Here is a 21,111-nt window from a genome sequence, read left to right on the forward strand (position 1 = left end):
GAAGTGGGTAATTCGAGTTCCGCCCTGCTGCGGCCGGCGCACAACAGGACTTGTCTCAGCGCGAGGCGGCGTAGTGGTGGTGTGCAGTGAGGCCCGACAACCGTGCATCGCCAGCACGCGCGATCTCATGGTCGAAGGTGGGCCGTCCGCTTGCCGGAATTGTCGCAGTCGCAACGGCGATCAGCGTGATCTCGGTGGCGGTGGGCATGTTCCGAGGTGACTTCACCTCATCGGTAGCTGTGACCGTGTTGTCCCCACGCGCCGGGTTGGTCATGAATCCCGATGCCAAGGTGCAAATGCGAGGAATCCAGGTGGGCACAGTGGCCGCAATCGAGGCACTGTCCGACGGACAAGCGGCGTTGCACCTGGCCTTGGACCCGTCGCAGTTGGAGCTGATACCACGCAACGTGCTCGTGGACATCACCTCGAGCACTGTTTTTGGTGCCAAGTACGTCGACCTGGTACCGCCGCCAAATCCTTCTGCGGAGCACTTGGACGCGGGCGCTGTTCTTGACGCCAAGAATGTGACGGTAGAAATCAATACCGTATTCGAACAGCTTTCCACCGTCTTGGCAAAACTCAACCCGGTCAAGCTCAACCAAACTCTGGCCGCCATCGCCTCGGGGTTGAGCGGACGGGGCGCAAAACTCGGCCAGTCCCTGACCGACCTGGACCATTATCTGGCCGGCGTCGATCCGAGTCTGTCGACTCTGAGCCTCGAACTTCAGAATCTGCCGTTGGCTGTCAACGCCTACGCCGACGCCGCGCCGGATCTCCTATCTATCGCCGACAATTCGAGACAGGTGAGTCAAACGTTGATCGACCGCCAGCAGGACCTCGACGCTCTCCTCCTCGCGTCTATCGGCCTCGCTGAAGCGGGTAATCAAGTCGTCGGCGAAAACGGTCAGCCTTTTACCGACGTAATGCATCTGCTACTACCCACCACCGACCTACTGAACCAGTACCGGCAGGCACTGAACTGCGGTCTCCAAGGTATCGGGACTCTCGCGAAGGCGCCGCCATTGCCGGTCCCGGGTGCCATGGTCTCAATCAGCTTCGTCCTCGGAGCAGAGCGCTACCGCTACCCGGGCAATCTACCGAAAGTCGCGGCGACCGGCGGGCCCCAGTGTGCCGGACTGCCAACCGTGCCCCCAAATACACGAGCACCGTTCGTAGTTGCCGACGTCGGGAGCAATCCCTGGCAGTACGGCAACCAAGGCATTCTGCTCAACTCTGACGGACTCAAACAGTTGTTGTTTGGTCCCATCGACGGCCCGCCCCGCAACACTGCGCAGATCGGACAACCGGGATGAGCCGCGCCAAAGGCACGGCGGTGAAGTTCACCATCTTCGGGTTGGTAATGGCCCTGCTCACCGCGTCTCTTTTCGTTACCTTCAGTCAGTACCGCGCGGGCAGTACCAACAGCTACTCAGCGGTGTTCACCAACGTGTCGCGGCTGAAATCCGGCGACACCGTACGGGTGGCCGGTATCCGAGTGGGCACGGTTCAGGACGTGTCATTGCGCCCAGACAACTCCGTTCTGGTCGACTTCGACACCGACCGGAACATCGTCCTGACGACCAGCAGCACCGTGGCCGTGCGTTACCTGAATCTGGTCGGCGACCGGTACTTGGAGTTGTCCGACGGACCAGGACCGGCCCAAGTGCTGTCGGCCGGAGCTCAATTACCGGTCGAGCGAACGACTCCGGCGCTTGATCTCGACCTGTTGCTCGGCGGATTGCGTCCCCTGATCAGGGGACTGAACCCCCAGGACGTCAACGCGTTGACAGGCGCACTACTCCAGATCTTGCAGGGGCAGGACGGAAGCATTGAATCGTTGTTCTCCAGGACCTCCTCGTTTGCCAATACGCTGGCCGACCATGATCAGGCCATTCAGACACTGATCGAGAACCTTTCGGCGGTAACGGGCGTGCTGTCGGAGCAGGGCGAGAAGTTCTCGGGCAGCATCGATCGTCTGGAGAAGTTGGTGACGGGCCTGGCCGCCGACCGCGATCCGATCGGGGAGGCGATCGAATCGCTCAGTACCGGAACGGCATCACTGGCGGGCCTGTTGACCAGCGCCCGTCCTCCCTTGGCTGAAACCGTAACCCAACTCAACCGGTTGGCGCCATTGCTCAACGACGACAAAGACAAGGTTGACGTTGCCCTGCAGCATGCGCCAGAGAACTACCGCAAGCTCGTTCGTCTGGGCGCCTACGGCAGCTTCATTCAGTACTACATCTGCGGCCTGACATTGCGGGTGACCGACCTTCAGGGCCGCACCGCGGTGTTTCCGTGGTTCAAACAAGAAACCGGAAGGTGTGCCGAGCCCTGATGCTGAAATACCGTGGATCACACCTCATCCGGACCGGGTTCGTCGGATTCGTTCTGATAGTTCTAACCATTCTTGTTGGCCTGCAGCCTGAACGACTCATCCAGATGGCGACTGCGGTACGCCATCAAGCTCTGTTCACCGAAGCCGGCGGCCTCGTCGAGGGTAATGATGTGACGCTGTCCGGAATCAAGGTCGGCACCGTCACGAGCGTCGATCTCTCCCACGGGCAAGCGCTCGTCACGTTCACCGTGAATTCCCGACATCAGATCGGAGCGCAAACGACGGCGCACATCCGCACCGGAACACTACTTGGAGAACGAGTATTGGTCCTGGAGCCGGCTGGATCGGCGGCACTGAGGCCAAACGACATCATTCCTGCCACCCGTACCTCGTCGCCGTACTCGTTGACCGATGCCGTTGGTGAGTTCGCCGCCAACACCGCGGGTACCGATACGGAAGCTCTCAATCAGGCGCTGGACACCCTGTCGACAACGATTGAACGCGTATCACCCCAACTGAAGTCGACGTTCGACGGCTTGAAGCGACTGTCGCGATCGATAAATAGCCGTGATGAGACGATGCGTAGCCTGCTGCGAAACGCTGCCGATATCACCGGGATCCTCGCCAAGCGCAGCGATCAGGTCAACACGCTGATCCTCAATGCCAACGACTTGCTCGGCGTGCTCGTTGAACGCCAACACGCGATCGTCCAGCTGCTGGCCAACACTTCGACTGTGGCGCAACAACTGTCAGGCTTGGTCGCAGACAACGAGAAGCAACTCGCTCCGGCTCTTTCGCAACTCAATAAGGTAACCGCAATGCTGGAGAAAAACCGCGACAACATCGGCAAGGCATTGCCAGGGCTCGCGAAATATCAGATCACCCAAGGGGAAACCGTAGCTAACGGCTACTACTACGACGCCTTCATCCCTAACCTGGAGCCCGCCCAGACCCTGCAGCCGTTTCTGGACTACGCATTTGGATTCCGCCGCGGTGTCAACGCGGGTCAACCACCCGACAACGCGGGGCCGAGAGCAGAATTCCCGATCCCGCACAACGGAATTCCGGGCGGATCGCGATGAGGTCCGCACGCAGGTTGGCGAAGCCGACCGCTGTCCTGCTCGCAGCGCTGCTGATCGCGGGAATCGCTGTGGTGATCCGACAGACGTACTGCGCCACGACAACGGTAACCGCCTACTTCGTGGCGGCAACGGGGATTTATCGAGGTGACCAAGTCCGTGTCGCCGGGGTCAAAGTAGGTTCGATCTCGGCGATCGAGCCCGTCGGCACTCGAACCAAGATGACTTTGACGATCGATCACAAGATCGCGATTCCCGCGGACGCCAAAGCGATCATCGTTGCCCAAAACCTCGTGTCTGCGCGGTATGTCGCTCTCACCCCTGCGTACCAAGACAGTGGTCCGACAATGCCCGACCGCGGCACCATCCCTTTGGAACGAACTGCCGTGCCGGTCGAATGGGACGAGCTCAAGACCCAATTGATGCGACTAGCCACGGATTTGGGACCGCACTCCGACTCTTCCTCGAGCTCGCTGGGACGTTTCATAGACACCACTGCTGAAGCGCTCAACGGCAACGGTGGACGGCTCAGACAGATGATCGCCGAGCTATCCGGCATGGCCCGAGTTCTGGCCGCAGGTAGCGGTGACGTTGTTGACGTCGTCAAAAACCTGCAGGCGTTTGCCGACGCGCTGCGTGACAGCAACGTACAGGTCGTTTCGTTCCAGGATAGGCTGGCCACCCTTACCGGCGTCATCGATGACAACCGTTCCGACCTTGACGCGGCGCTCAACGACTTGTCGACGGCGATCGGAACAGTGCAGCGATTCATCGCCGGAAGTCGTGACCAGACGGCTGAACAAGTCCAGCGCCTGGCCAATGTCACTCAAAATCTGGTCGACCACAAGACGGACCTGGAGAACATCCTGCACGTCGCTCCCAATGCGATCGCCAACGCCTACAACATCTATAACCCAGACACCGGCAGCGCTGTAGGGGCGTTCGTACTCAACAACTTCTCGAATCCCGTGCAATTCATCTGCGGAGCCATCGGAGCCGTAGAGAACGTCACTTCTACCGAAACCGCCAAGTTGTGCAGTCAGTATCTCGGCCCTGGGCTGCGCTTGCTCAACTTCAACAATCTGCCGATCCCAGTCAACCCATTGCTGGCGAAATCTGCCAGCCCAAACAACATCATCTACTCCGACCCGAACTTGGCCCCCGGCGGCGCCGGCACGCCGACAACCGCGACGCCAGACCTGCCCACGCTGCTGCTGCCGACTTTGTCGTCAACGGACAGCCCTGGCACTGCGGCGCCGCCATTGCCTGCAGAGACACCGACAGCCAGAGAGGGGACACCTTAGTCGTGACCACCAAACCGGTGTTGCGCCACGCTGCGATAGCGGCGCTGTGTGTCGCGCTCACCTCAACTTCCTGCGCCTACGGCGGCCTCAATTCGTTGCCGTTGCCGGGGACCGTCGGCCGCGGCCCGGGTTCGACGAGCTACCACGTCGAACTTGCGAATGTCGGTACGCTGGAGCCGAATTCCCCGGTTCTGTTCTCAGATGTCGTGGTCGGAAGCATTACGTCGATGGCCGTCAAGAACTGGCACGCCAATGTCGAAATATCAGTCAAACCCGGCGTCGTCATTCCTGCCGACGCTATCGCCACCGTGGGACAGACAAGCCTGCTCGGTTCGATGCACCTGCAACTGGGTACACCGCCCGACAAGCCCGGCCAGGGCGCATTGATGCCCGGCGCAACGATCGGCTTGGACCGATCGTCCACCTATCCGTCGACCGAGCAGACGTTGTCGTCTCTGTCCGCTGTTGTCAACGGTGGGGCCCTGGGTCGATTCGGCGACATCATTCGCAACGCCAACGACGCCTTCCACGGTCGCACCGCCGACATCCGCGATTTACTTTCCCGGCTGAACGCAATCGCTGGTGTCGTAGACGATCAACGACAGAGCATCACTGCGCTCATCGAGTCCTTCAACCGACTGGCAGCAACTTTTGCCGACCAGCGCCAGACGCTCTCGCGCACGCTCCAGACCATTCCGCCGGCGCTCGATGTGCTGAACAGAGAAAGACCACGCATTACCAACGCGCTCGAACGACTCGGTGAATTCAGCAACGCCGCGAACCAAGTCATCAACCGCACGCAGGAAGATCTTGTGTCCAACCTGCGCAACCTCGGTCCCACACTCCAGTCCTTGGCGGACGTGGGCCCACAACTTGACACTGCATTGGCGATGGCGACCACGTTTCCGTATGACCAAAGCTTCATCGACCGAGCCGTCCGCGGTGACTACATGAACCTGTTCCCAACCTTCGATCTGACCGTTCCCCGGCTGAAGCGTGACCTGTTCTTGGGCACTCGGTGGGGAGATGAAGGAGCACAACTGGTTCCAGCGCCCGGCGACCCCTGGTATCTGAACTACACCTATGACCCGTTAGGAGTCGGGGCGGCTACCTCGCCACCAGCGTCGCAGCCCGGTGCCGGACCAGACCCATCTCAGATATTCGCGGGGCCGTACGGGCCCGCCGTCGACGCAAAGCCGGATCCCCACGCCGGAACGGAGGGCGGAAGCTGATGCTCACACGATTGATCAAGGCGCAACTGGTCATCTTCACGCTCGCGTCGATCATCGGCACCGCCGTGATGGCCATCGTGTATTTGCAGGTACCGACCATGCTGGATATTGGCCGCATGACCGTGACAGTTGAATTGCCGGCGTCCGGAGGTCTCTACCGTTTTGCAAATGTAACTTATCGTGGCGTCAAGATCGGAACGGTCACGGCGATGAAGCTGACGCGCACCGGCGCCGAAGCGACCCTGTCATTGGACACGACGCCGAAAGTGCCAGCAGATCTTCGCGTCGAGGTGCACAGTCTCTCAGCGATCGGGGAGCAGTACATCGACCTGCTTCCGCGAACCGACTCGGGTCCCTATCTGCAAGACGGTGCCGTAATCGCCCAGCGCGACACCGCTATTCCACAACCTGTCGGACCACTACTCGACCAGGCAAGCTCGCTGGTCGACAGCATTTCTCAAACGAAGCTTGGGCAGCTGCTCGATGAGACCTACGCGGGATTCGGTGGAGCCGACTATGACCTGGGGTCATTAGTCGACTCTGCGGCCACGCTCAGTGGCAGCCTTGCCACGGTGAGCGACCAGAGTCGCGCACTGGTCGAAGACAGCGCACCACTGATCGATTCTCAGGCTCAAAGCGCGGATGCGATTCGCGCCTGGGCGAGGAGCCTGGCCGGCGTTACGGGTCAGTTGGTCGCAAATGACGCTGCTCTGCGCCGAATCCTGCAAGCGGGGCCAGAAGCCGTCAACGAAGCGACGAAACTACTCAACCAGATAAAGCCCACGCTGCCGCTGCTCCTGGCCAATCTGACGACAATCGGTCAAGTCGGCGTAACCTACAACCCCTCGATACAGCAACTACTTGTTCTGATGCCGCCGTACATTGCGTCGGTACAGACGTACGGGCTGGTGCAGAACAACCCGGTGGGGTTGCCGCTGGGCGACTTCGCCCTCACCCTTAGCGACCCGCCCGCGTGCACTGTCGGCTTTTTGCCGCCGTCGTCGTGGCGATCCCCAGCGGACACCTCCACCGTCGACACACCTGACGGTCTCTACTGCAAGCTGCCTCAGGATTCGCCGATCGGGGTCCGCGGTGCGCGGAACTATCCCTGCATGGGCCATCCTGGAAAACGCGCTCCCACAGTACAACTCTGCGACAGTCCCCAGCCCTTCGAGCCGTTGGCTCTACGTCAGCACACCCTCGGACCGTATCCGATCGACCCGAATTTGATAGCTCAAGGTATCCCGCCTGATGACCGGGTGGACTTCGGTGATCACATATTCGGCCCAGTCGGAGGCACAGGGCCCGATGCTTCGGCGCCCAGTCCCCCGGAGTACTCGCCGGGGAGCACCCCGCCGGAAAACCATAACGGCGAGACAAATACTGAGCCGACCGAGCCGGCTCCGAGTACTCCGGAACCCTCATCATCGCCGGTCGTGTCACCGAGCGCGTTTTCTCCTACCGGACTTGACATCTCGCGCTCGGTCGCTGTTACGCAGTACAACCCACGAACCGGTGGCTTTCTGTCGCCCGATGGTCATCCCATGCGCCAAACCGACCTGGTGCCGTCGGCGCGCGCGAAGTCCTGGAAAGATCTTCTACCGACGTAACTCTCGCGGAAGAACTATTCAGCCTGAACCAACTTGAAAGGCATGCTGATCGCCAACGGCTGGTTGATTCCGCATGCTCCGCTCGGCGCGATGGTCTTGTCCTCCCCGGCGAAGATGTTCGACCCTTGCGGTGGAATTTGGCCGTTCTCATCGACCGGATAAAACCGAAACGTTTGAACACCTTCGGCTGTTGCGCCATCCGGGCACGATTCCCATTGCGGAACTGTGCGTTTGACGTACCACATCGTGTTCTTGCGGTAGATCGGGGCCGTCCATCCGGCATCGCTTTCGACGTGTCCAGCGCATTCCGTTGGCGCGGTGCAGGTAGTCGTAATGTGCCACGTGCTACGTACGGACAGCTCATCTCGGTACACATCGTTGGTTTTCGCCCAGTCACCATTTGAAGTCGCGGTGAAGATACCGTTGAGGTCGCCGCTGCCTGGCTGTGCGTAAGCCGGCGCCCCGGCTGCTGCGGCGACCATGACGGTAATGCCTGCGCTGACACGTTGCCAGCCCGGGGGCAAGGTGCTCATGAGTGTTCACTTCCTTTTGGCTGCACTCGAAGGCTCGGTGACCTACTGCTTGGCCGTGTCGATAGGTGCCGCTAGTATGCATAAGCAGCAGTGGCACAACGGAACTCATGATATCTCGGCGTCCGAATGAGAGAATGAGTCTATGCAAAACGCGTTGGTACTGCTGGGTCTGACAGCCACCGCTGTGATAACGGCGCCGGTATCGGTAGCCGAGCCGCCGAGTTGCGATGGTCCGTCGTGTACGCCAGGAATCGTGGGGGACGTCGCGCTGGGTGCACCGTGTGACGACACGAGCTACTACGTATTTGGAACGACTTCCTGGGGGCGGCTGGTGTTTTGCGGATCTCCGCGGCGCTATGCGCCGAGGTACTTCCGAGCCCCAACGATGGACGGCATCAAAGTCGAAGGCGCCACTTGCGAAGGAAAAGAGTTCCACGTTGCGCAGGGCCCGGACGGACTGTTTCTGATCTGTGTTGCGACCAACGGCGTCACCAGTTGGCAGCGCGGAGACACCTGAACTTGACATCTGCTCACCACGACCGAATGGAGCACAGCACCCCGCTGGGACCCTCGTTCGACATGGCGAGAACACCGTCAACGAAGATCTCGCAATGCGTCGGTCGAGCTTCAGCTTGTTCGGCGCTGCTGACCACGACCATCGCCCATTGCGCCGGATCTGCGAGCGTCACCTCATGCACCCACGACGTGTCCTCACCGAGATGTACGTCCACCTTCGGACTGAATACGTACGGGTTGTGGCTGTAGTCCGCCCAGTTTGGCGGATCTATGTCGCGGTAGTAGATGTGCACATCTCGCGAATCGTGTGTCGACACTACGTACTTCACTGAACGAAGTGCTTCTGGTGCCGCTCGTGCGTACCCGCCGGCGCACATAGGAGCCGTCGTGATCGCGATAGCGACCGTGATCGCCAGGCCCGCGATGTGCTTGATGATCATGGACCTAGCAGGCGCATATGGGGATCGGAAGATCCTTATGGCCACGGGCGAAACTGCCGTAGCGACGGAACAGAGCTTTGAGTGACCTACACGGGGTCGAACGACGATATCAACCATTCCGAGTCGACTTTCCGGAGTCCGACTTTGATACTGGATGCAGTCATGCTCGGCGCTGTTGTTGTCGCACTGGCGGTTGACTGATTGACAAACAACAGCACTTGCGCCTCGTCAGGTTGCAACTGCACAACAGCGGCATGCGCAACCGTAGCCGTCGTGTGCACGCCATTCTTGTGGACGGCAGGGGAGACAACCTGTTGAACGAAATGATCGTAGTAGGACAGGAAGTCGCCCGTGAGGTATGTCTTCGCGGTCGAGAAGTCGGTGTCCGCCGTGTCGGGCTTGTAGGACAACACGGCGATTGTGCCTTTTGTGGCCGCCTGGACAACGGCGTCAGCGACCACCGGGTTCGTCTGCTGATCTGAGCGGTACTGGTTGATGAAGATAAATGTGGCCGCCGTGCACGCAAGGACGAACGATACCGCGAGAGCGGTCGGGGCCATGCGAAGTCGCGCGCTATGCAGCCTCCTCCATCTGGAGACACCGTTAGCGGGTGTGCTGCCGGCTACGTTCGCCGTATCACTAGTGGGGTCCACCGGATCGTCGGGTCCGGCCGATCTCCGGGGGCGCCTGCTGACGCTGAGCTGGGCAAGTTTCACGGCACGAACTCGACTTTCGACATCTTCATCTGCCCCGAATCGCGGGTGATCGTCACGATCAGACGCCACGTCCGAGGCGCCTTGTCGGCTCCGCCGGCATTGGTGACTTCCGATGTGGCGGCCACCAGGACTACGGCTGAATTCGGTGTCATCGATTGCACGGCGGAAACGTTCACCGCGGCGGTGGTGACAACTTTGGAAGTCTCGACGACTTTGGTGAAGTCATCTGCGTGAGCGGCGAAGTCTGCACGGAAATCACCGGTGGCGTCGTCGATAACTCGCTGTACGTCCTGTTTGGCCTGTTGGTAGTTCATAGACATCAGCGTGATCACTGCTTGGCGGGCCGCTGCGGAGAACTCTGCCGCAGTTCTCTGCTGGGACAACATGTTTCGGTGCTGGACAACCATCCATACGCTCGCTCCGACCAAACCGCACGTGAGCGCTGCCACGAGAATGACGCAGATCCGCTTGATCGACTGACGTGCCGAGCGGTGAGCGCGTAGTCGGATTGTCAGTCGGCGTTTGGTTCTGCCCCGGCCCAATTCGTTTGCCTCGGCATCCGGGTCGCCTGCACTACCGTCAATCTCGGTCGCGGTATCGTCGCCTTCGTTTCTTGCGTCCGCACCCGCCGGCGAATCGTCAGCCGAGGCCTGCAACCGGAGCTCCCTGGCGCGCAGTTGCGCGGCCAGCGCAAGTGCTTCTGCGGCAGCAGCTTCGGCCTCCGCGCGTCGAAGTTCGAGGTCTGCGATTGCTTCAACGTCGTCCTGTTGAACCTCTGCGGTGTCGGGGGGATCGCTGACTGTCGTGCCTCGGGTTGAACTTGAGCTCAAAAGAGACCCCTTCCTGGCAGTGTGCTGGCGACTGGCAGTGAGACAGCAATGGCAACCCTGGGGGCCGAGACGAGTCTCATCTCGTCGAGCAGTTTTAACTAGTGATTAAATAGTTTAAACTAGTGATTAAATCGATGCTAGAGCCCGGAGAGCCTCGGTGAGAATCGCTTCGAGCGAAATCTGAACGCGGTGGCCGGAACTGAACCGCTGCTCAGCGCGAGCGTGTCGGGCTAAGCCGTGTGGCTCGCTGGCGCCGAGGTTTCGGTGCGGGTTTCTTCGGAACGGGATTTGCAGCAAGGCCAGCGCTGGTGAACAGCAACAGCTGCTGAACGAAGAGAGGATCAAGCCCGGTGGGCCCCAGCGGGCGGCCGAACGCCTCCAGGTCGGCGTTGGCCAACACCGCGAGCGCTGAATACAAAGCGATGAGCGTCCGCGTATTGACCTCGGCGTCCGAAAGATCGGGCATTGCTCGACCGGCCGCGGCGATATAGAGCCGGGCAAGGTCGGTTTCGGCCGATATCGCTCTACGCCATACCGGACTGCCGGTGAGCGCGAGATCGCTGAATATCCTCAACCATAGGAAGCCCCCAACCGGATCTCCGTCTACGACCTCGATGAGGGGCTCCAGTACGGCTGCGATGACTGCATCGACGCCAACGTTCTGCTCGCTGTTGATGAGCGCTGTAAGCCGAGCTGACGTCTTCTCGGTGACGGCACCGAAGCGCCTGGCAACGACCGCGTCGAGCAAGTCATTGCGGTCGGCGAAATGATGCAGGAGCGCGGCTGGAGTTACCCCAGCCTCAAGCGCGATCGCTCGCAGGGAAGCTGCTTGACGGGGTTGTTCACCTAGTAGCCGTTCGGCTGTGTCGAGAAGGAGTGTGCGCACGTTGACGTCAACACGTGGGCCACGACGCCGGGGAGGCATGCCTTCAGCTTAAAGAGCGCGGCGGACCGCACATTATCGAGCCTATGCTTTGCTCCGTTGGGTGTGCCGGGGCGTCTTGCCCGAGGTCGGTCACCTTTCGAGGATCCCGCCGAGGATCAGCCCGCACAGATGATCGATGAGCGTGGTCGGACTGAGCTTGGGATTGACCAACGTATGCAGCATCACAGCACCGCGAACGGTGTCCATGAGCGCGCTGCCGTCGGTTTCGCGCCGGACGACCCCCTCTGTCTTGCCGCGCTCGATCACCCGTATGTATATCGCTCGCACCGGAGCGATGTACTTCTGCTCGATTTGATCAACGAGATCGGACCGCTTGTAGAGCTCCGCCGACAGCCCCGGGACGCCGACGAGATAAGCCGGATCTGATTGCACCCTCACCATGGCGGTGATGAGCTCTCGCATCGCTTCGGCGATGGGCATGTCGTCGGTGATCTGCGGGGAATGCTCGGCAGCGGTGAAGATGGCATCCTCGACGAGGGCAAATTTGGTGCCCCAGTTGTCGTAGACGAACGGCCGAGATACTCCCGCGACGCGGGCAGCCTCGGCCAGTGTCAGATCGTCGTACCCTCGGGCCGCCAGTATGTCGCGCGTCGCGGCCAGGACGGCGTCACGGCGCCGGTGGTCTTTGGGACGGCCGCGTGATGCCGAAGGTGATTGATGGTCGGCGGGCGCCGTTTCGGTTTGTCTCTGTCGCTTCATCTCGCTACTCGTAGTCTGACACCGAATCGGACATCAACCGAAGGACGCTACCATCGTCGTTTCTCGCCCTGTGTAATCCGCTTGTGACTGCGAGACCGTCTCATCGTGTGTCGGCTCGGGTCGACCATCGACGATACGCAGGCGCACATGTCTGCCCGGGTCATCCCGTCAAGGCTGGCCGCACTGCTGCAGTAACGCCGCCGTCGACAATCAAATCCGTGCCGGTGATGAATGACGCGTTCGAGCTGAGAAGGAACTCGGTGGCTGCCGCAATGTCTTCGGGTGTACCGATTCGTTGCACGCCAGAGCCGGCGATCATTGCACGGACCCCATCACCTGAAGCGGCCCCCAGCTCTCGCCGACCCATCGCCGTGGAAATCACGCCGGGGCTGATCGTGTTGATCCGCGCCCCGCGCTCGCCCCAGGCGGCTGCAGCTGCGGCGACCCGGAGGTGATTTGCGCGCTTCGCCAGAATGTAGGCAGCTTGCGGGGTTGTGACCTGATCCGGCGCGCACACCGGCAGTGCGAGCAGGTTCCGGGAAGGCGCTGTGGCAAGGCTGTGCTGTGCGTCGGCTGGCAGCGTAGGCCCGAAGTGGCCGGCCATGCTGGCGATCACGACGCCGGCGCCTCCTGGCGCGATCACCGGTTGGAAAGCGTCGAGCGTTAATGCCACTCCCAGAAGGTCGACGGCCAAGATCGCCTCGACGGGTGCCTGTTCCGGCGATAAGCCCGCTGTGTGGACCACATTGACGACGCTGCCAGATTCGCTCGCTAGCGCGGCTAGTGACGTGACCGACTCCACCTCGCTCACGTCAACCCGTGCGGGCACAACGACATGCCCGTCGCCGGCCAACTCGTCGGCAATGCGCTCAGCTCTGTGAGCATCGACGTCTGCGAGGAGCACTTTCCTGCCCGCGGCGATGCGCCGTGCGATAGCGTGCCCCATCCCGCCCGCGCCCACCACGACGACGACGTCACGCAGTGATCCGCTCATACCAAATCCCTTCTCGTATTGAGATGTTGAGGCCGCGTCTCGGGTCTGAAATCACGCTCCGCTTGGCATACCCAGCTCCAACACGCACACTAGACGCATTATATTACGTGATGTAAGATAACGTTCACGTGGCGCCGGGCTCCAGCCGTGAACATCGTCGGGTCGGCGCATCGTGGCTGCATGTCTCATGCGCTAACGGCACACATGTCCATTTGTGAATAAGTCTCTCCGCCAAAAGGAGTAGGGTTCAATGAGTTCAGGTGGATCGACCTCGGGCGCATCCGAGGCAATTGAACTCAAGCGCCTCGACGAAGGTGCGATCATCGTTCTTTCGATCTTCCGTCCTCGCCGCGGCAATTCGCTCGACTCGCAGACATTGGCCGCGCTGCATCGCACCCTGGATGCCATAGCCGGCGACCCAGTTGTTCGTGTCGTCGTCATCACCGGAGCCGGCTCAATATTCTGCGCTGGTGCCGACATTAAAGCCAGCCCAGATGATTTCACCGACTACACGGCGACGCCGTCGGGTGCGCTGCTGGCTTCAGCTTCATCGCGGGCTGTCATCACACTCTCGGCGCAAGAATTGATGGCGTCGGCCTTCGAAAAGATCCACCGCCTGCGCCAGCCGGTCATCGCAGCTGTCAACGGCGCCGCCCTCGGCGGCGGATTTGCGTTGGCGTTGGCATGTGACATCCGCTATGCCAGCCCGCAGGCCACATTTGGCGCGGTGTTCATCAGGCACGGCATCTCAGCGTGCGATATGGGCACCAGCTATCATCTGCCGAGACTCATCGGCGCTTCTCGGGCTGCTGAATTGATGCTCACCGGAAGGGTATTCGATGCCTACGAAGCAGCGGAGACCGGCTTGGTGCTCGACATCGTGGATGACAACGCCCTTCTCGACGTCGCCGTTGAGAAGGCACGTGAGATCGCTCAGCATTCTCCTTTGGCGGTGTGGATGACCAAAGAGACGATGTGGCAGACCGTCGACGCGCCGAGTTTGCGGCATGCAATGGACATCGAGAACCGAACACAGGTGATGTGCGCCAATGCGGGAGGTTTCGCTGCTTCCTTCACGGCCTGTCGACATGAAGGGTCTGCTGGTTCGCAGCCATTGTGACGAAGCGCTTGCGGTGCCGTAGGACGGCCCGGCATCATCGAGCAGGCCATACTTCGCGTTGGGCAACTAAGTCACCAATCGACGCTCCTGGTGGACGGTACGCGGCGCGTCCAGAACGGCTGAACCGCGGCGCCGGTGCAGGCTGTTGGTCGTCGGCTCCGTAGTCGAATACCTTGCGTTGCTTTAGATGCGGGTGCGCAAGCGCTTCGCTGAGGGTCAGCACAGGTGCGACGCAGGCATCGCTTCCTTCGAACAGATCAGCCCAATGGTCGCGTGGTTGAGTGGCGAAAATCGCCGCGAACATAGAGCGCAGCTGTGGCCAGGATTGCTGGTCGCAACGGGGCGGCACCCTCGCAGGGTCGATGCCAAGGCCGCGCAGCAGGGCCGCGTAGAACGGGTCTTCAAGCGCGGCGATGGAGACGTGGCGGCCGTCGGAACAGCGATATACCGCGTACCACGGCGTGCCGCCGTCCAGTATGTTCGCGTTTCGCTGCTCTTGCCACATGCCCTGGCGTCTAAAGGACCACAGTGAGTGGGCCAATTGGGTGACTCCGTCGACGATGGCAGCGTCGATGACCTGTCCACGGCCCGAGTGTTGGCGCTCGTGAAGGGCGGCGAGTATGCCCGCGACAAGAAACATTGAGCCGCCCCCGAAGTCGCCGATCAGATTGAGCGGAATCACGGGATGCTCGGTCGTGCCGATGGTAGCCAGAACTCCTGTGATGGCGATGTAATTCAAATCGTGTCCAGCTGTGTACGCCAACGGCCCAGTCTGGCCCCAGCCAGTCATCCGGGCATAGATCAACTGGACGTTGCGGCTGAGGCACTCGGCTGGCCCGAGACCGAGACGCTCAGTCACCCCCGGGCCGGAAGCCTTCGATTAGGACGTCCGCAGAATCAACCAAATCCAATGTGGCGGTGACTTGCTGGGGATCCTTGAGATCGACGGCAATTAGAGTGCGATTGCGCAATTGCGTCTCGGTGAAAGAGTCAGCGGGTTCGCCGGCGACCGACGGTCGAACGATCCGAACGACGTCAGCGCCCCAATCGGCCAGCAACATCGCTGCGTGCGGTGTGGGTCCTATTCCAGCCAGTTCGATCACGCGCAGTCCGGCTAACGGACCGCTCATGCCGCGCGCTTCCATTCGGCCCGGCAGCAAGGCCAGTGCCACTGGGGCGCAAGCGATGTGGGTGGCGTTTTCAGCATGGTGGTGATTGTGTGAAGGAACTGTCGTAACTCTGGGGCACCGCGGCGGCCCTCCTTGTCGGCGCTAGATGGAGGCATATCCATCATTAATATTACATCACGTAAGATAAAAGCCTGCACAGTGGAGGTGTGATCGCTGCGATGCTCACTACGCGAAAACTTTTCTGCCTCAACGTGGGTCTTGACGACGCACTCGTTGTGCCGTGTCCGTCTGGTGAACGGCGGTTCGTGGCAGTTACTGGTGGCAGCGTGATCGGAGACTGCTTGTCCGGGGAGATATTGCCCGGCGGATCCGATGTGCAACGGGTGCGGGCAGACGGTGTTGTCGAACTTGACATCCGCGCTGTCCTACTGACAAGTCGTGGAACATCGGTGTACCTCCGGGGCCAGGGCCTCCGCCATGGTCCACCGGGAGTTATGGACCTGTTTGCTACCGGCGCCGACGTGCCGGCGGATTCGTACTACTTCCGCGAGTGTCTCTTCTTTGAGACTGATGACCCTGAACTTGTCTGGTTGACCAGGGTATTGACGATTGGCAGCGGCCGACGTTCGAGGAACGCCGCGACGATCGACGTCTTCGAAGTGTGTTGACGAGCTCATCACCACGGTCAACACAAGCGCTCGCAACTGAGCAAGATGGTTAATCTGTGGTAGCCGTCACATCGCCAGCTGAGCGGATTGCTCAGCGCAGCACGGCGCCGGGGTTGAGGATCCCGTGGGGGTCGAGCGCGTTTTTGATGCGGTGGGTCAAGGCCATCACGTCGTCGCCGAGCTGGGCCGGCAGCCAGTCACGCTTGAGTCGGCCGACCCCGTGCTCGCCGGTGATGGTGCCGCCGAGTCCGATCGCCAGCTCCATGATGCGGGCGAAGGCACGGTGCGCACGGTCGGTGGCGTCGGCATCGGTGGGATCGAACACGATGACCGGGTGGGTGTTGCCGTCCCCGGCGTGGGCCACCATGCAGATGAGCACATCGCACTCGTCGGCGATGTCCTCGACCCCGGTCACCATGGCAGGCAACTGCGGTATCGGAACCCCGACGTCCTCCAGCAGCAGGCTGCCGAGTTTCTCGACCGCGGGGAACATCGCCCGCCGGGCCGCGGTGAACGCGGCGCCCTCAGCCGCATCGTCGGTGGCGAAAACCTCTGTTGCCCCGCACTTCTCGCACAGGGCGAGGATGGTGGCCACTTCGTCGGCGGCTGCCCCTGGCGCGTCCGACTGCACCAACAACATGGCCCGCGCCGACCGGTCGAGCCCCATCTTCATGTGGTCCTCGACCGCGTTGATGCTGGCGTGGTCCATGAATTCCAGCATCGCCGGGCGAAGCGCTCCGGTGATGGCGACGACGGCGTCGGCGGCATCCTGCACCGAGCCGAACAGGGCCACCACGGTCGAGGCGGGCGACTGGGTGGGGATGAGCCGCAGCGTGAGTTCGGTGATGACGCCGAGGATGCCTTCGGAGCCCACGAACAGCTTCGTCAACGACAGGCCCGCAACGTCTTTGAGGCGCGCTCCGCCGAGGCGCACGGCGGTGCCGTCGGCCAGCACCACCTGCATGCCCAGCACGTAATCGCCCGTCACGCCGTACTTCACGCAGCACAATCCGCCCGCATTGGTGGCCGCGTTGCCGCCGATCGACGAGATGTCGACCGAGGCAGGATCCGGCGGGTACCACAGACCATGCTCGGCGGCAGCCCGTTTGACCTCGGTGTTGGTCAGACCCGGTTGCACCACCGCAGTGCGGGTGGCCACGTCGATCCGGATGTCGCGCATGCGTTCGGTGCTGAGCACGATCGCACCGTCCACCGCGTCGGCACCGCCGGACAATCCGGACCCGGCACCGCGCGGCACCACCGGGACGCGGTGTGTCGAGGCCCAGCGCAGCACCTCCTGCACGTCTTCGGTGCAGGTGGCGCGCACCACTGCCAGTGGCGTGCCCGCGGTCGGGTTCGCCGCGGAATCTCGCCGGTACCGCTCGATCACGTCAGGGTCGCGCAGCACCGCGCCTGTCGGCAGGGCGGCGGCGAGCGCCTCGAGCGGCGTCATGAGGATGGCTCCTCGTCGCGCGGTGCGGGCGTCGACCGGCCCCACCCGCGCGTCTTGGTCAGCTTCTGCAGCAGTGGCTGTGTTCGATAGCTCAGCGGCGTGGTCAAGGTCAGGGTGGTGCTCGAATGCACCACGCCCGGAATCCCGACAATATGCTCGATGAGCTCCTGCAACCCGGCCTGGGTTTCCGTCGCGACCCGGGCGAGCAGATCCTCCCGGCCCGTGGTCACGTGGATCTCCAGGACTTCCGGTATGGCCGTGAGCAGTTCGGCGATGCGCAACAGGCGGCCCTGCTGTACCTCCAAGGCGATGAACGCCTGGACCACGACGCCCGCGACGGCCAGATCGATGTCGGGTCGGAAGCCCCGCAGCAGCCCGCTCTCCTCCAGTCGGCGCAGCCGCGACTGGACGGTGTTGCGCGCGACGCCGAGATTCGACGCCAGTTCGGCGACGCCCATGCGGGCGTTGCGCCCTAGCAGATCGATCAAGTCCGAGTCGAGTTGGTCGAGGCTGATCATGCTTCAGCTCACCGGGATGTGCTCAGGGTCGTCCAGTGCTTAGACACCCACCAACTGTAGGGGGTCGTTGCACTTCCGCGCCGACACTACGGTTTCTAGCCCGAATTCCGGGAAAACGCGCCAGAAGCCGTAGTCTCGGCGCGATCGGTCGTGGCCAGCACCCAGTTCAGGAACTTCTCGACGGCGTCGGCGGTGTAGTGCCCGTGCGGGGAGCCGAAAATATCGAATGCGTGCTGGGCGTGCGGGATCTCGGCGTACACCACCGGTGCGGTCGCCACTTCCTGCAGAGCCGCGACGAACTCGCGGCCTTCGTCGACCGGGATCAGCGAATCGTTGGTGCCGTGCAGCACAAAGAACGGAGGTGCCTCCGGATGGACCAGCGTGATGGGCGATGCGTCGTGGTAGAGCTGCTCGTTGCCTGCGAACGGGAGCTTGACGATGACCCGCTGCAGCGCGTCGACGAACTGGCCGCGGCCGTTGCCCGTCCTGCTGAACCAGTCGTAGCGGCCGTAGATCGGCACCGCCGCGACCACCGAGGTGTCGGCATCCTCGAATCCCGGCTGCCATTTCGGGTCGTTGGGTGTCAGAGCCGCCAGTGCCGCGAGGTGTCCACCTGCCGATCCGCCGGTGATGCACACCGATTCCGGGTCGCCGCCGTAGTCGGCGATGTTGGCCTTGACCCAGGCCAGCGCCTGTTTGACGTCGATGATGTGGTCGGGCCACGGGTACTTCGGGCTGACCCGGTAGCCGATCGACACACAGATCCAGCCCTGTTCGGCGAGCTGACCCATCAACGGATAGCCCTGCGGCCTGCGGTCGCCGATCATCCAGGCGCCGCCGGGCACCTGCAGGAGCACCGGCGCTTTACCGTCACGCGGCAGATCGGAGCGCCGCCAGATGTCGGCCAGATTGGCCTTGTGCGGGCCGTATTTCACCGTCTGCTGGACATACCTGCGACGGATCCGAGAGGTCGCCCACACCCCGGCGGGCCGCCCGGCCCGGGCCACCTCGCGGTAATCCGCACCGAGAGCGTCGCGCAGCGGCGTCTCGAACGACGGCCGGGACCGCACGCCGCGCCGGTGTACCAACACCAGAAGTGCCCACGATACGGCCTTGAGCAGCAAGGAGATTCGTCCCGACGCCGTGCGGTGGTCACCGCGGATCACCCGACGCAGCGCGTCGAGCACGGAGCCGGTGATCACCAGCGGCGCGTTCTCCGAGGTCGGCCAGCCGAACGCGAACGCCAGCAGGGTGCCGTTACCCTTGCGGATCAGCGGTCGCACCGCGTTGGCGGCGTTGGCGACTTCCGCGGCGGCGCCGAGGACCGCGCCCTGCCTACCCATTGGCGCGCTCCTGCAGAGCGCGGCGGGCGATCTTGCCGGTGTTGTTGCGGGGTAGCTCATCGAGCACGGTGATCTCCCGTGGCACTTTGTAATTCGCGAGATTCTCTCGCACGTACGTCTTGAGTTCGTCGGGTGCCACCGGATTGGCAAGCACCACAAAGGCCGTCAGCCGTTGGCCGAACTGCTCGTCGTCGACACCGATCACCGCAGCCTCGGCGACATCGGGATGGCCTGCGAGGACCTTCTCCACTTCGATGGGGTAGACGTTCTCGCCGCCTGACACGATCATCTCGTCGTCGCGGCCCACGACGAACAGTCGGCCGGCATCGTCGAGGTATCCCACATCGCCCGAGCACATGTAGCCGTCGTGGAAGTCCTTGGTACTACCGGAGGTATAGCCGTCGAACTGCGTCGAGTTGCGGACGTAGATGGTGCCCACCTCACCGGTCGGAAGCTCGTTGAAGTCGGTGTCGAGAATCCGGATGTCGGTGCCTTCTGCGGGTTTACCGGCCGTGTCGGGCGCGGCACGAAGGTCAGCCGGGGTGGCCGTGGCGATCATGCCTGCCTCGGTGGCGTTGTAGTTGTTGTAGATGACGTCGCCGAACCGGTCCATGAACTTGGTCACGACGTCGGGGCGCATCCGCGAGCCGGAGGCCGCGGCGAACCGCAGTGAGCGCCCGTCGTAGCGGCGCAACACATGATCGGGCAGATCAATGATCCGGTCGAACATGACCGGTACGACGCACAATCCGGTGGCGCGGTGCCGGTCGATGAGCTCGAGCGTGGCTTCCGGATCGAACTTGCGCCGCGTGATGATCGTGCAGGCCATCGACGCTGCGAAGGCCAACTGCGAGAAACCCCAGGCGTGGAACATCGGGGCCACGATCACCACTCGCTCTTCGGCGTGCCACGGCGTGCGGTCCAGGATCGACTTGAGCACCTCGGGGCCACCACCGGAATGCTTGGCGCCCTTGGGTGTTCCGGTGGTGCCCGATGTCAGCAGGATGACTCGGCTCTTGGCGCCGGACCGCTGCGGTTGCTTGCCTTCGAACTCGTCGACGAACTTGGCGACGGTGGCCTCGTGGGCGTGGGTGTCGGTCCACGCGACGATGCGTGCGGCGGTCGGCCTATCGGCCAGCGCACGGTCCACCGTCGCGGTGAACTCCTCATCGAAGATGATGGCGTCGACGGCTTCTCGAGTCACCACTTCGGCCAGCGCCGGTCCTGCGAACGACGTGTTGAGCAGCAACACGTCGGCGCCGATGCGATTGGCGGCGATCAACGACAGCACGAAGCCACGATGGTTGCGGGCCATGATGCCCACCACCTGCGGCGCGCCTGCCGGCAGGGCCTGCAGCGCAGCGGCGAGCGCATCGGCGCGCTGGTCCAGCTGGCGCCACGTCAGCGTGCCCAGCTCGTCGATCAGGCCCGCCCGGTCCGGGCATCGTTGCGCGGAACTCGCGAAACCCGATGTGACACTCATGTTTTCGCGTGCCATCATGGCCGCGATCCGCAGGTATTTGTCGGGCCGCAGTGCGGTCAGCAACCCCGCTCGGCGCATGGTGTTGGCCAGGCCTGCGGCGCCGGTGAGCTGACCGGCAGCGTTGTTGAGCTGTCCGGCCAGGCGGTCGAGCGGTCCCACCCC

The 21,111-nt window shown here is 62.3% G+C and carries 20 protein-coding genes and 1 pseudogene; 9 read left to right on the forward strand and 12 right to left on the reverse strand.

Annotated features, from left to right (window positions below; all coding sequences use genetic code 11):
- The first annotated feature begins 86 nt into the window (after window positions 1-86).
- Genes BST13_RS17295 through BST13_RS17320 form a run of 6 tightly spaced genes read left to right on the forward strand, consistent with a single transcriptional unit; the run spans window position 87 to window position 7,560 of the window.
- A complete protein-coding gene (locus BST13_RS17295; RefSeq protein WP_083165240.1) occupies window positions 87-1,313 on the forward strand; it encodes an MCE family protein in 1,227 nt (408 codons plus the stop codon).
- A complete protein-coding gene (locus BST13_RS17300; protein ID WP_083165241.1) occupies window positions 1,310-2,335 on the forward strand; it encodes an MCE family protein in 1,026 nt (341 codons plus the stop codon). Before BST13_RS17295 ends, BST13_RS17300 begins: the two co-directional genes overlap by 4 nt.
- On the forward strand, window positions 2,335-3,417 hold the full coding sequence (locus tag BST13_RS17305; RefSeq protein WP_083165242.1) for an MCE family protein: 1,083 nt from the start codon (window positions 2,335-2,337) through the stop codon (window positions 3,415-3,417). Before BST13_RS17300 ends, BST13_RS17305 begins: the two co-directional genes overlap by 1 nt.
- On the forward strand, window positions 3,414-4,718 hold the full coding sequence (locus tag BST13_RS17310) for an MCE family protein (RefSeq protein WP_083165243.1): 1,305 nt from the start codon (window positions 3,414-3,416) through the stop codon (window positions 4,716-4,718). The genes BST13_RS17305 and BST13_RS17310 overlap by 4 nt, the downstream gene beginning before the upstream one ends.
- Before the next feature lie 2 nt (window positions 4,719-4,720).
- Window positions 4,721-5,950 (forward strand): MCE family protein, encoded by a 1,230-nt coding sequence (locus BST13_RS17315; RefSeq protein WP_083165244.1) that lies wholly within the window; start codon window positions 4,721-4,723, stop codon window positions 5,948-5,950.
- On the forward strand, window positions 5,950-7,560 hold the full coding sequence (locus tag BST13_RS17320; protein ID WP_083165245.1) for an MCE family protein: 1,611 nt from the start codon (window positions 5,950-5,952) through the stop codon (window positions 7,558-7,560). The genes BST13_RS17315 and BST13_RS17320 overlap by 1 nt, the downstream gene beginning before the upstream one ends.
- A gap of 14 nt (window positions 7,561-7,574) precedes the next feature.
- Here BST13_RS17320 and BST13_RS17325 read toward each other — a convergent pair whose 3' ends face one another.
- Window positions 7,575-8,093: an Rv2253/PknI dimerization domain-containing protein gene (locus BST13_RS17325; RefSeq protein ID WP_083165246.1), complete on the reverse strand. Its 519-nt coding sequence runs from the start codon at window positions 8,091-8,093 to the stop codon at window positions 7,575-7,577.
- 142 nt (window positions 8,094-8,235) lie between these two features.
- On the opposite strand from BST13_RS17325, the gene BST13_RS39765 reads away from it, so the two are divergent.
- Window positions 8,236-8,610 carry a hypothetical protein gene (locus BST13_RS39765; protein ID WP_083165247.1) on the forward strand — a complete coding sequence of 125 codons (375 nt, stop codon included), beginning with the start codon at window positions 8,236-8,238 and terminating at the stop codon, window positions 8,608-8,610.
- A 13-nt stretch (window positions 8,611-8,623) separates the two neighbouring features.
- Here BST13_RS39765 and BST13_RS17335 read toward each other — a convergent pair whose 3' ends face one another.
- From BST13_RS17335 to BST13_RS17360, 6 genes are all read right to left on the reverse strand, one after another.
- Window positions 8,624-9,049 (reverse strand): hypothetical protein, encoded by a 426-nt coding sequence (locus tag BST13_RS17335; protein ID WP_211296109.1) that lies wholly within the window; start codon window positions 9,047-9,049, stop codon window positions 8,624-8,626.
- Window positions 9,050-9,135: 86 nt separating this feature from the next.
- Window positions 9,136-9,609: a hypothetical protein gene (locus BST13_RS17340; RefSeq protein ID WP_083165249.1), complete on the reverse strand. Its 474-nt coding sequence runs from the start codon at window positions 9,607-9,609 to the stop codon at window positions 9,136-9,138.
- 152 nt (window positions 9,610-9,761) lie between these two features.
- The gene (locus BST13_RS38715) at window positions 9,762-10,097 is read right to left on the reverse strand and encodes a VirB8/TrbF family protein (protein WP_142282800.1); all 336 of its coding nucleotides are present in this window, start codon (window positions 10,095-10,097) and stop codon (window positions 9,762-9,764) included.
- Between the two features lie 709 nt (window positions 10,098-10,806).
- Window positions 10,807-11,481 (reverse strand): TetR/AcrR family transcriptional regulator, encoded by a 675-nt coding sequence (locus BST13_RS17350; RefSeq protein WP_158087159.1) that lies wholly within the window; start codon window positions 11,479-11,481, stop codon window positions 10,807-10,809.
- A 129-nt stretch (window positions 11,482-11,610) separates the two neighbouring features.
- Window positions 11,611-12,240: a TetR/AcrR family transcriptional regulator gene (locus BST13_RS17355; RefSeq protein WP_083165252.1), complete on the reverse strand. Its 630-nt coding sequence runs from the start codon at window positions 12,238-12,240 to the stop codon at window positions 11,611-11,613.
- A 160-nt stretch (window positions 12,241-12,400) separates the two neighbouring features.
- Window positions 12,401-13,234 (reverse strand): SDR family oxidoreductase, encoded by an 834-nt coding sequence (locus BST13_RS17360; RefSeq protein ID WP_083165253.1) that lies wholly within the window; start codon window positions 13,232-13,234, stop codon window positions 12,401-12,403.
- A 250-nt stretch (window positions 13,235-13,484) separates the two neighbouring features.
- On the opposite strand from BST13_RS17360, the gene BST13_RS17365 reads away from it, so the two are divergent.
- Window positions 13,485-14,354: an enoyl-CoA hydratase/isomerase family protein gene (locus BST13_RS17365; RefSeq protein ID WP_083165254.1), complete on the forward strand. Its 870-nt coding sequence runs from the start codon at window positions 13,485-13,487 to the stop codon at window positions 14,352-14,354.
- A gap of 34 nt (window positions 14,355-14,388) precedes the next feature.
- Here the strand turns inward: BST13_RS17365 and BST13_RS17370 are convergent.
- Window positions 14,389-15,484 (reverse strand): annotated as a pseudogene (locus BST13_RS17370) (CaiB/BaiF CoA transferase family protein).
- A gap of 218 nt (window positions 15,485-15,702) precedes the next feature.
- Between BST13_RS17370 and BST13_RS40420 the strand changes: the two are divergent.
- Complete coding sequence (locus BST13_RS40420; RefSeq protein ID WP_083165255.1) at window positions 15,703-16,152, forward strand: DUF3237 domain-containing protein; 450 nt, start codon at window positions 15,703-15,705, stop codon at window positions 16,150-16,152.
- A gap of 91 nt (window positions 16,153-16,243) precedes the next feature.
- Here BST13_RS40420 and BST13_RS17380 read toward each other — a convergent pair whose 3' ends face one another.
- The 4 genes from BST13_RS17380 to fadD12 all read right to left on the reverse strand — a co-directional run bounded on the left by BST13_RS17380 (window position 16,244) and on the right by fadD12 (window position 21,090).
- A complete protein-coding gene (locus BST13_RS17380) occupies window positions 16,244-17,605 on the reverse strand; it encodes an FAD-binding oxidoreductase (RefSeq protein ID WP_083165256.1) in 1,362 nt (453 codons plus the stop codon).
- Window positions 17,602-18,123, reverse strand: a complete 522-nt coding sequence (locus BST13_RS17385) for an Lrp/AsnC family transcriptional regulator (protein ID WP_083165257.1) — start codon at window positions 18,121-18,123, stop codon at window positions 17,602-17,604. Before BST13_RS17385 ends, BST13_RS17380 begins: the two co-directional genes overlap by 4 nt.
- A gap of 95 nt (window positions 18,124-18,218) precedes the next feature.
- The gene (locus tag BST13_RS17390; protein WP_083165258.1) at window positions 18,219-19,466 is read right to left on the reverse strand and encodes an alpha/beta hydrolase; all 1,248 of its coding nucleotides are present in this window, start codon (window positions 19,464-19,466) and stop codon (window positions 18,219-18,221) included.
- A complete protein-coding gene (gene fadD12 / locus BST13_RS17395; protein ID WP_095533595.1) occupies window positions 19,459-21,090 on the reverse strand; it encodes an acyl-CoA ligase FadD12 in 1,632 nt (543 codons plus the stop codon). Before fadD12 ends, BST13_RS17390 begins: the two co-directional genes overlap by 8 nt.
- Between the last annotated feature and the right edge of the window lie 21 nt (window positions 21,091-21,111).

Source organism: Mycobacterium aquaticum (genome assembly GCF_002086485.1).
In the GTDB taxonomy this organism is placed as follows: domain Bacteria; phylum Actinomycetota; class Actinomycetes; order Mycobacteriales; family Mycobacteriaceae; genus Mycobacterium; species Mycobacterium aquaticum.

Bases quoted from the DNA above. Each gene is read 5' to 3' on its own strand.
- BST13_RS17300 (WP_083165241.1), top strand. From the start codon at position 1,310: ATGAGCCGCGCCAAAGGCACGGCGGTGAAGTTCACCATCTTCGGGTTG.
- BST13_RS17305 (WP_083165242.1), top strand. From the start codon at position 2,335: ATGCTGAAATACCGTGGATCACACCTCATCCGGACCGGGTTCGTCGGA.
- BST13_RS17310 (WP_083165243.1), top strand. From the start codon at position 3,414: ATGAGGTCCGCACGCAGGTTGGCGAAGCCGACCGCTGTCCTGCTCGCA.
- BST13_RS17320 (WP_083165245.1), top strand. From the start codon at position 5,950: ATGCTCACACGATTGATCAAGGCGCAACTGGTCATCTTCACGCTCGCG.
- BST13_RS17325 (WP_083165246.1), bottom strand. From the start codon at position 8,093: ATGAGCACCTTGCCCCCGGGCTGGCAACGTGTCAGCGCAGGCATTACC.
- BST13_RS39765 (WP_083165247.1), top strand. From the start codon at position 8,236: ATGCAAAACGCGTTGGTACTGCTGGGTCTGACAGCCACCGCTGTGATA.
- BST13_RS17335 (WP_211296109.1), bottom strand. From the start codon at position 9,049: ATGATCATCAAGCACATCGCGGGCCTGGCGATCACGGTCGCTATCGCG.
- BST13_RS17340 (WP_083165249.1), bottom strand. From the start codon at position 9,609: ATGGCCCCGACCGCTCTCGCGGTATCGTTCGTCCTTGCGTGCACGGCG.
- BST13_RS17355 (WP_083165252.1), bottom strand. From the start codon at position 12,240: ATGAAGCGACAGAGACAAACCGAAACGGCGCCCGCCGACCATCAATCA.
- BST13_RS17360 (WP_083165253.1), bottom strand. From the start codon at position 13,234: ATGAGCGGATCACTGCGTGACGTCGTCGTCGTGGTGGGCGCGGGCGGG.
- BST13_RS17365 (WP_083165254.1), top strand. From the start codon at position 13,485: ATGAGTTCAGGTGGATCGACCTCGGGCGCATCCGAGGCAATTGAACTC.
- BST13_RS40420 (WP_083165255.1), top strand. From the start codon at position 15,703: ATGCTCACTACGCGAAAACTTTTCTGCCTCAACGTGGGTCTTGACGAC.
- BST13_RS17380 (WP_083165256.1), bottom strand. From the start codon at position 17,605: ATGACGCCGCTCGAGGCGCTCGCCGCCGCCCTGCCGACAGGCGCGGTG.
- BST13_RS17385 (WP_083165257.1), bottom strand. From the start codon at position 18,123: ATGATCAGCCTCGACCAACTCGACTCGGACTTGATCGATCTGCTAGGG.
- BST13_RS17390 (WP_083165258.1), bottom strand. From the start codon at position 19,466: ATGGGTAGGCAGGGCGCGGTCCTCGGCGCCGCCGCGGAAGTCGCCAAC.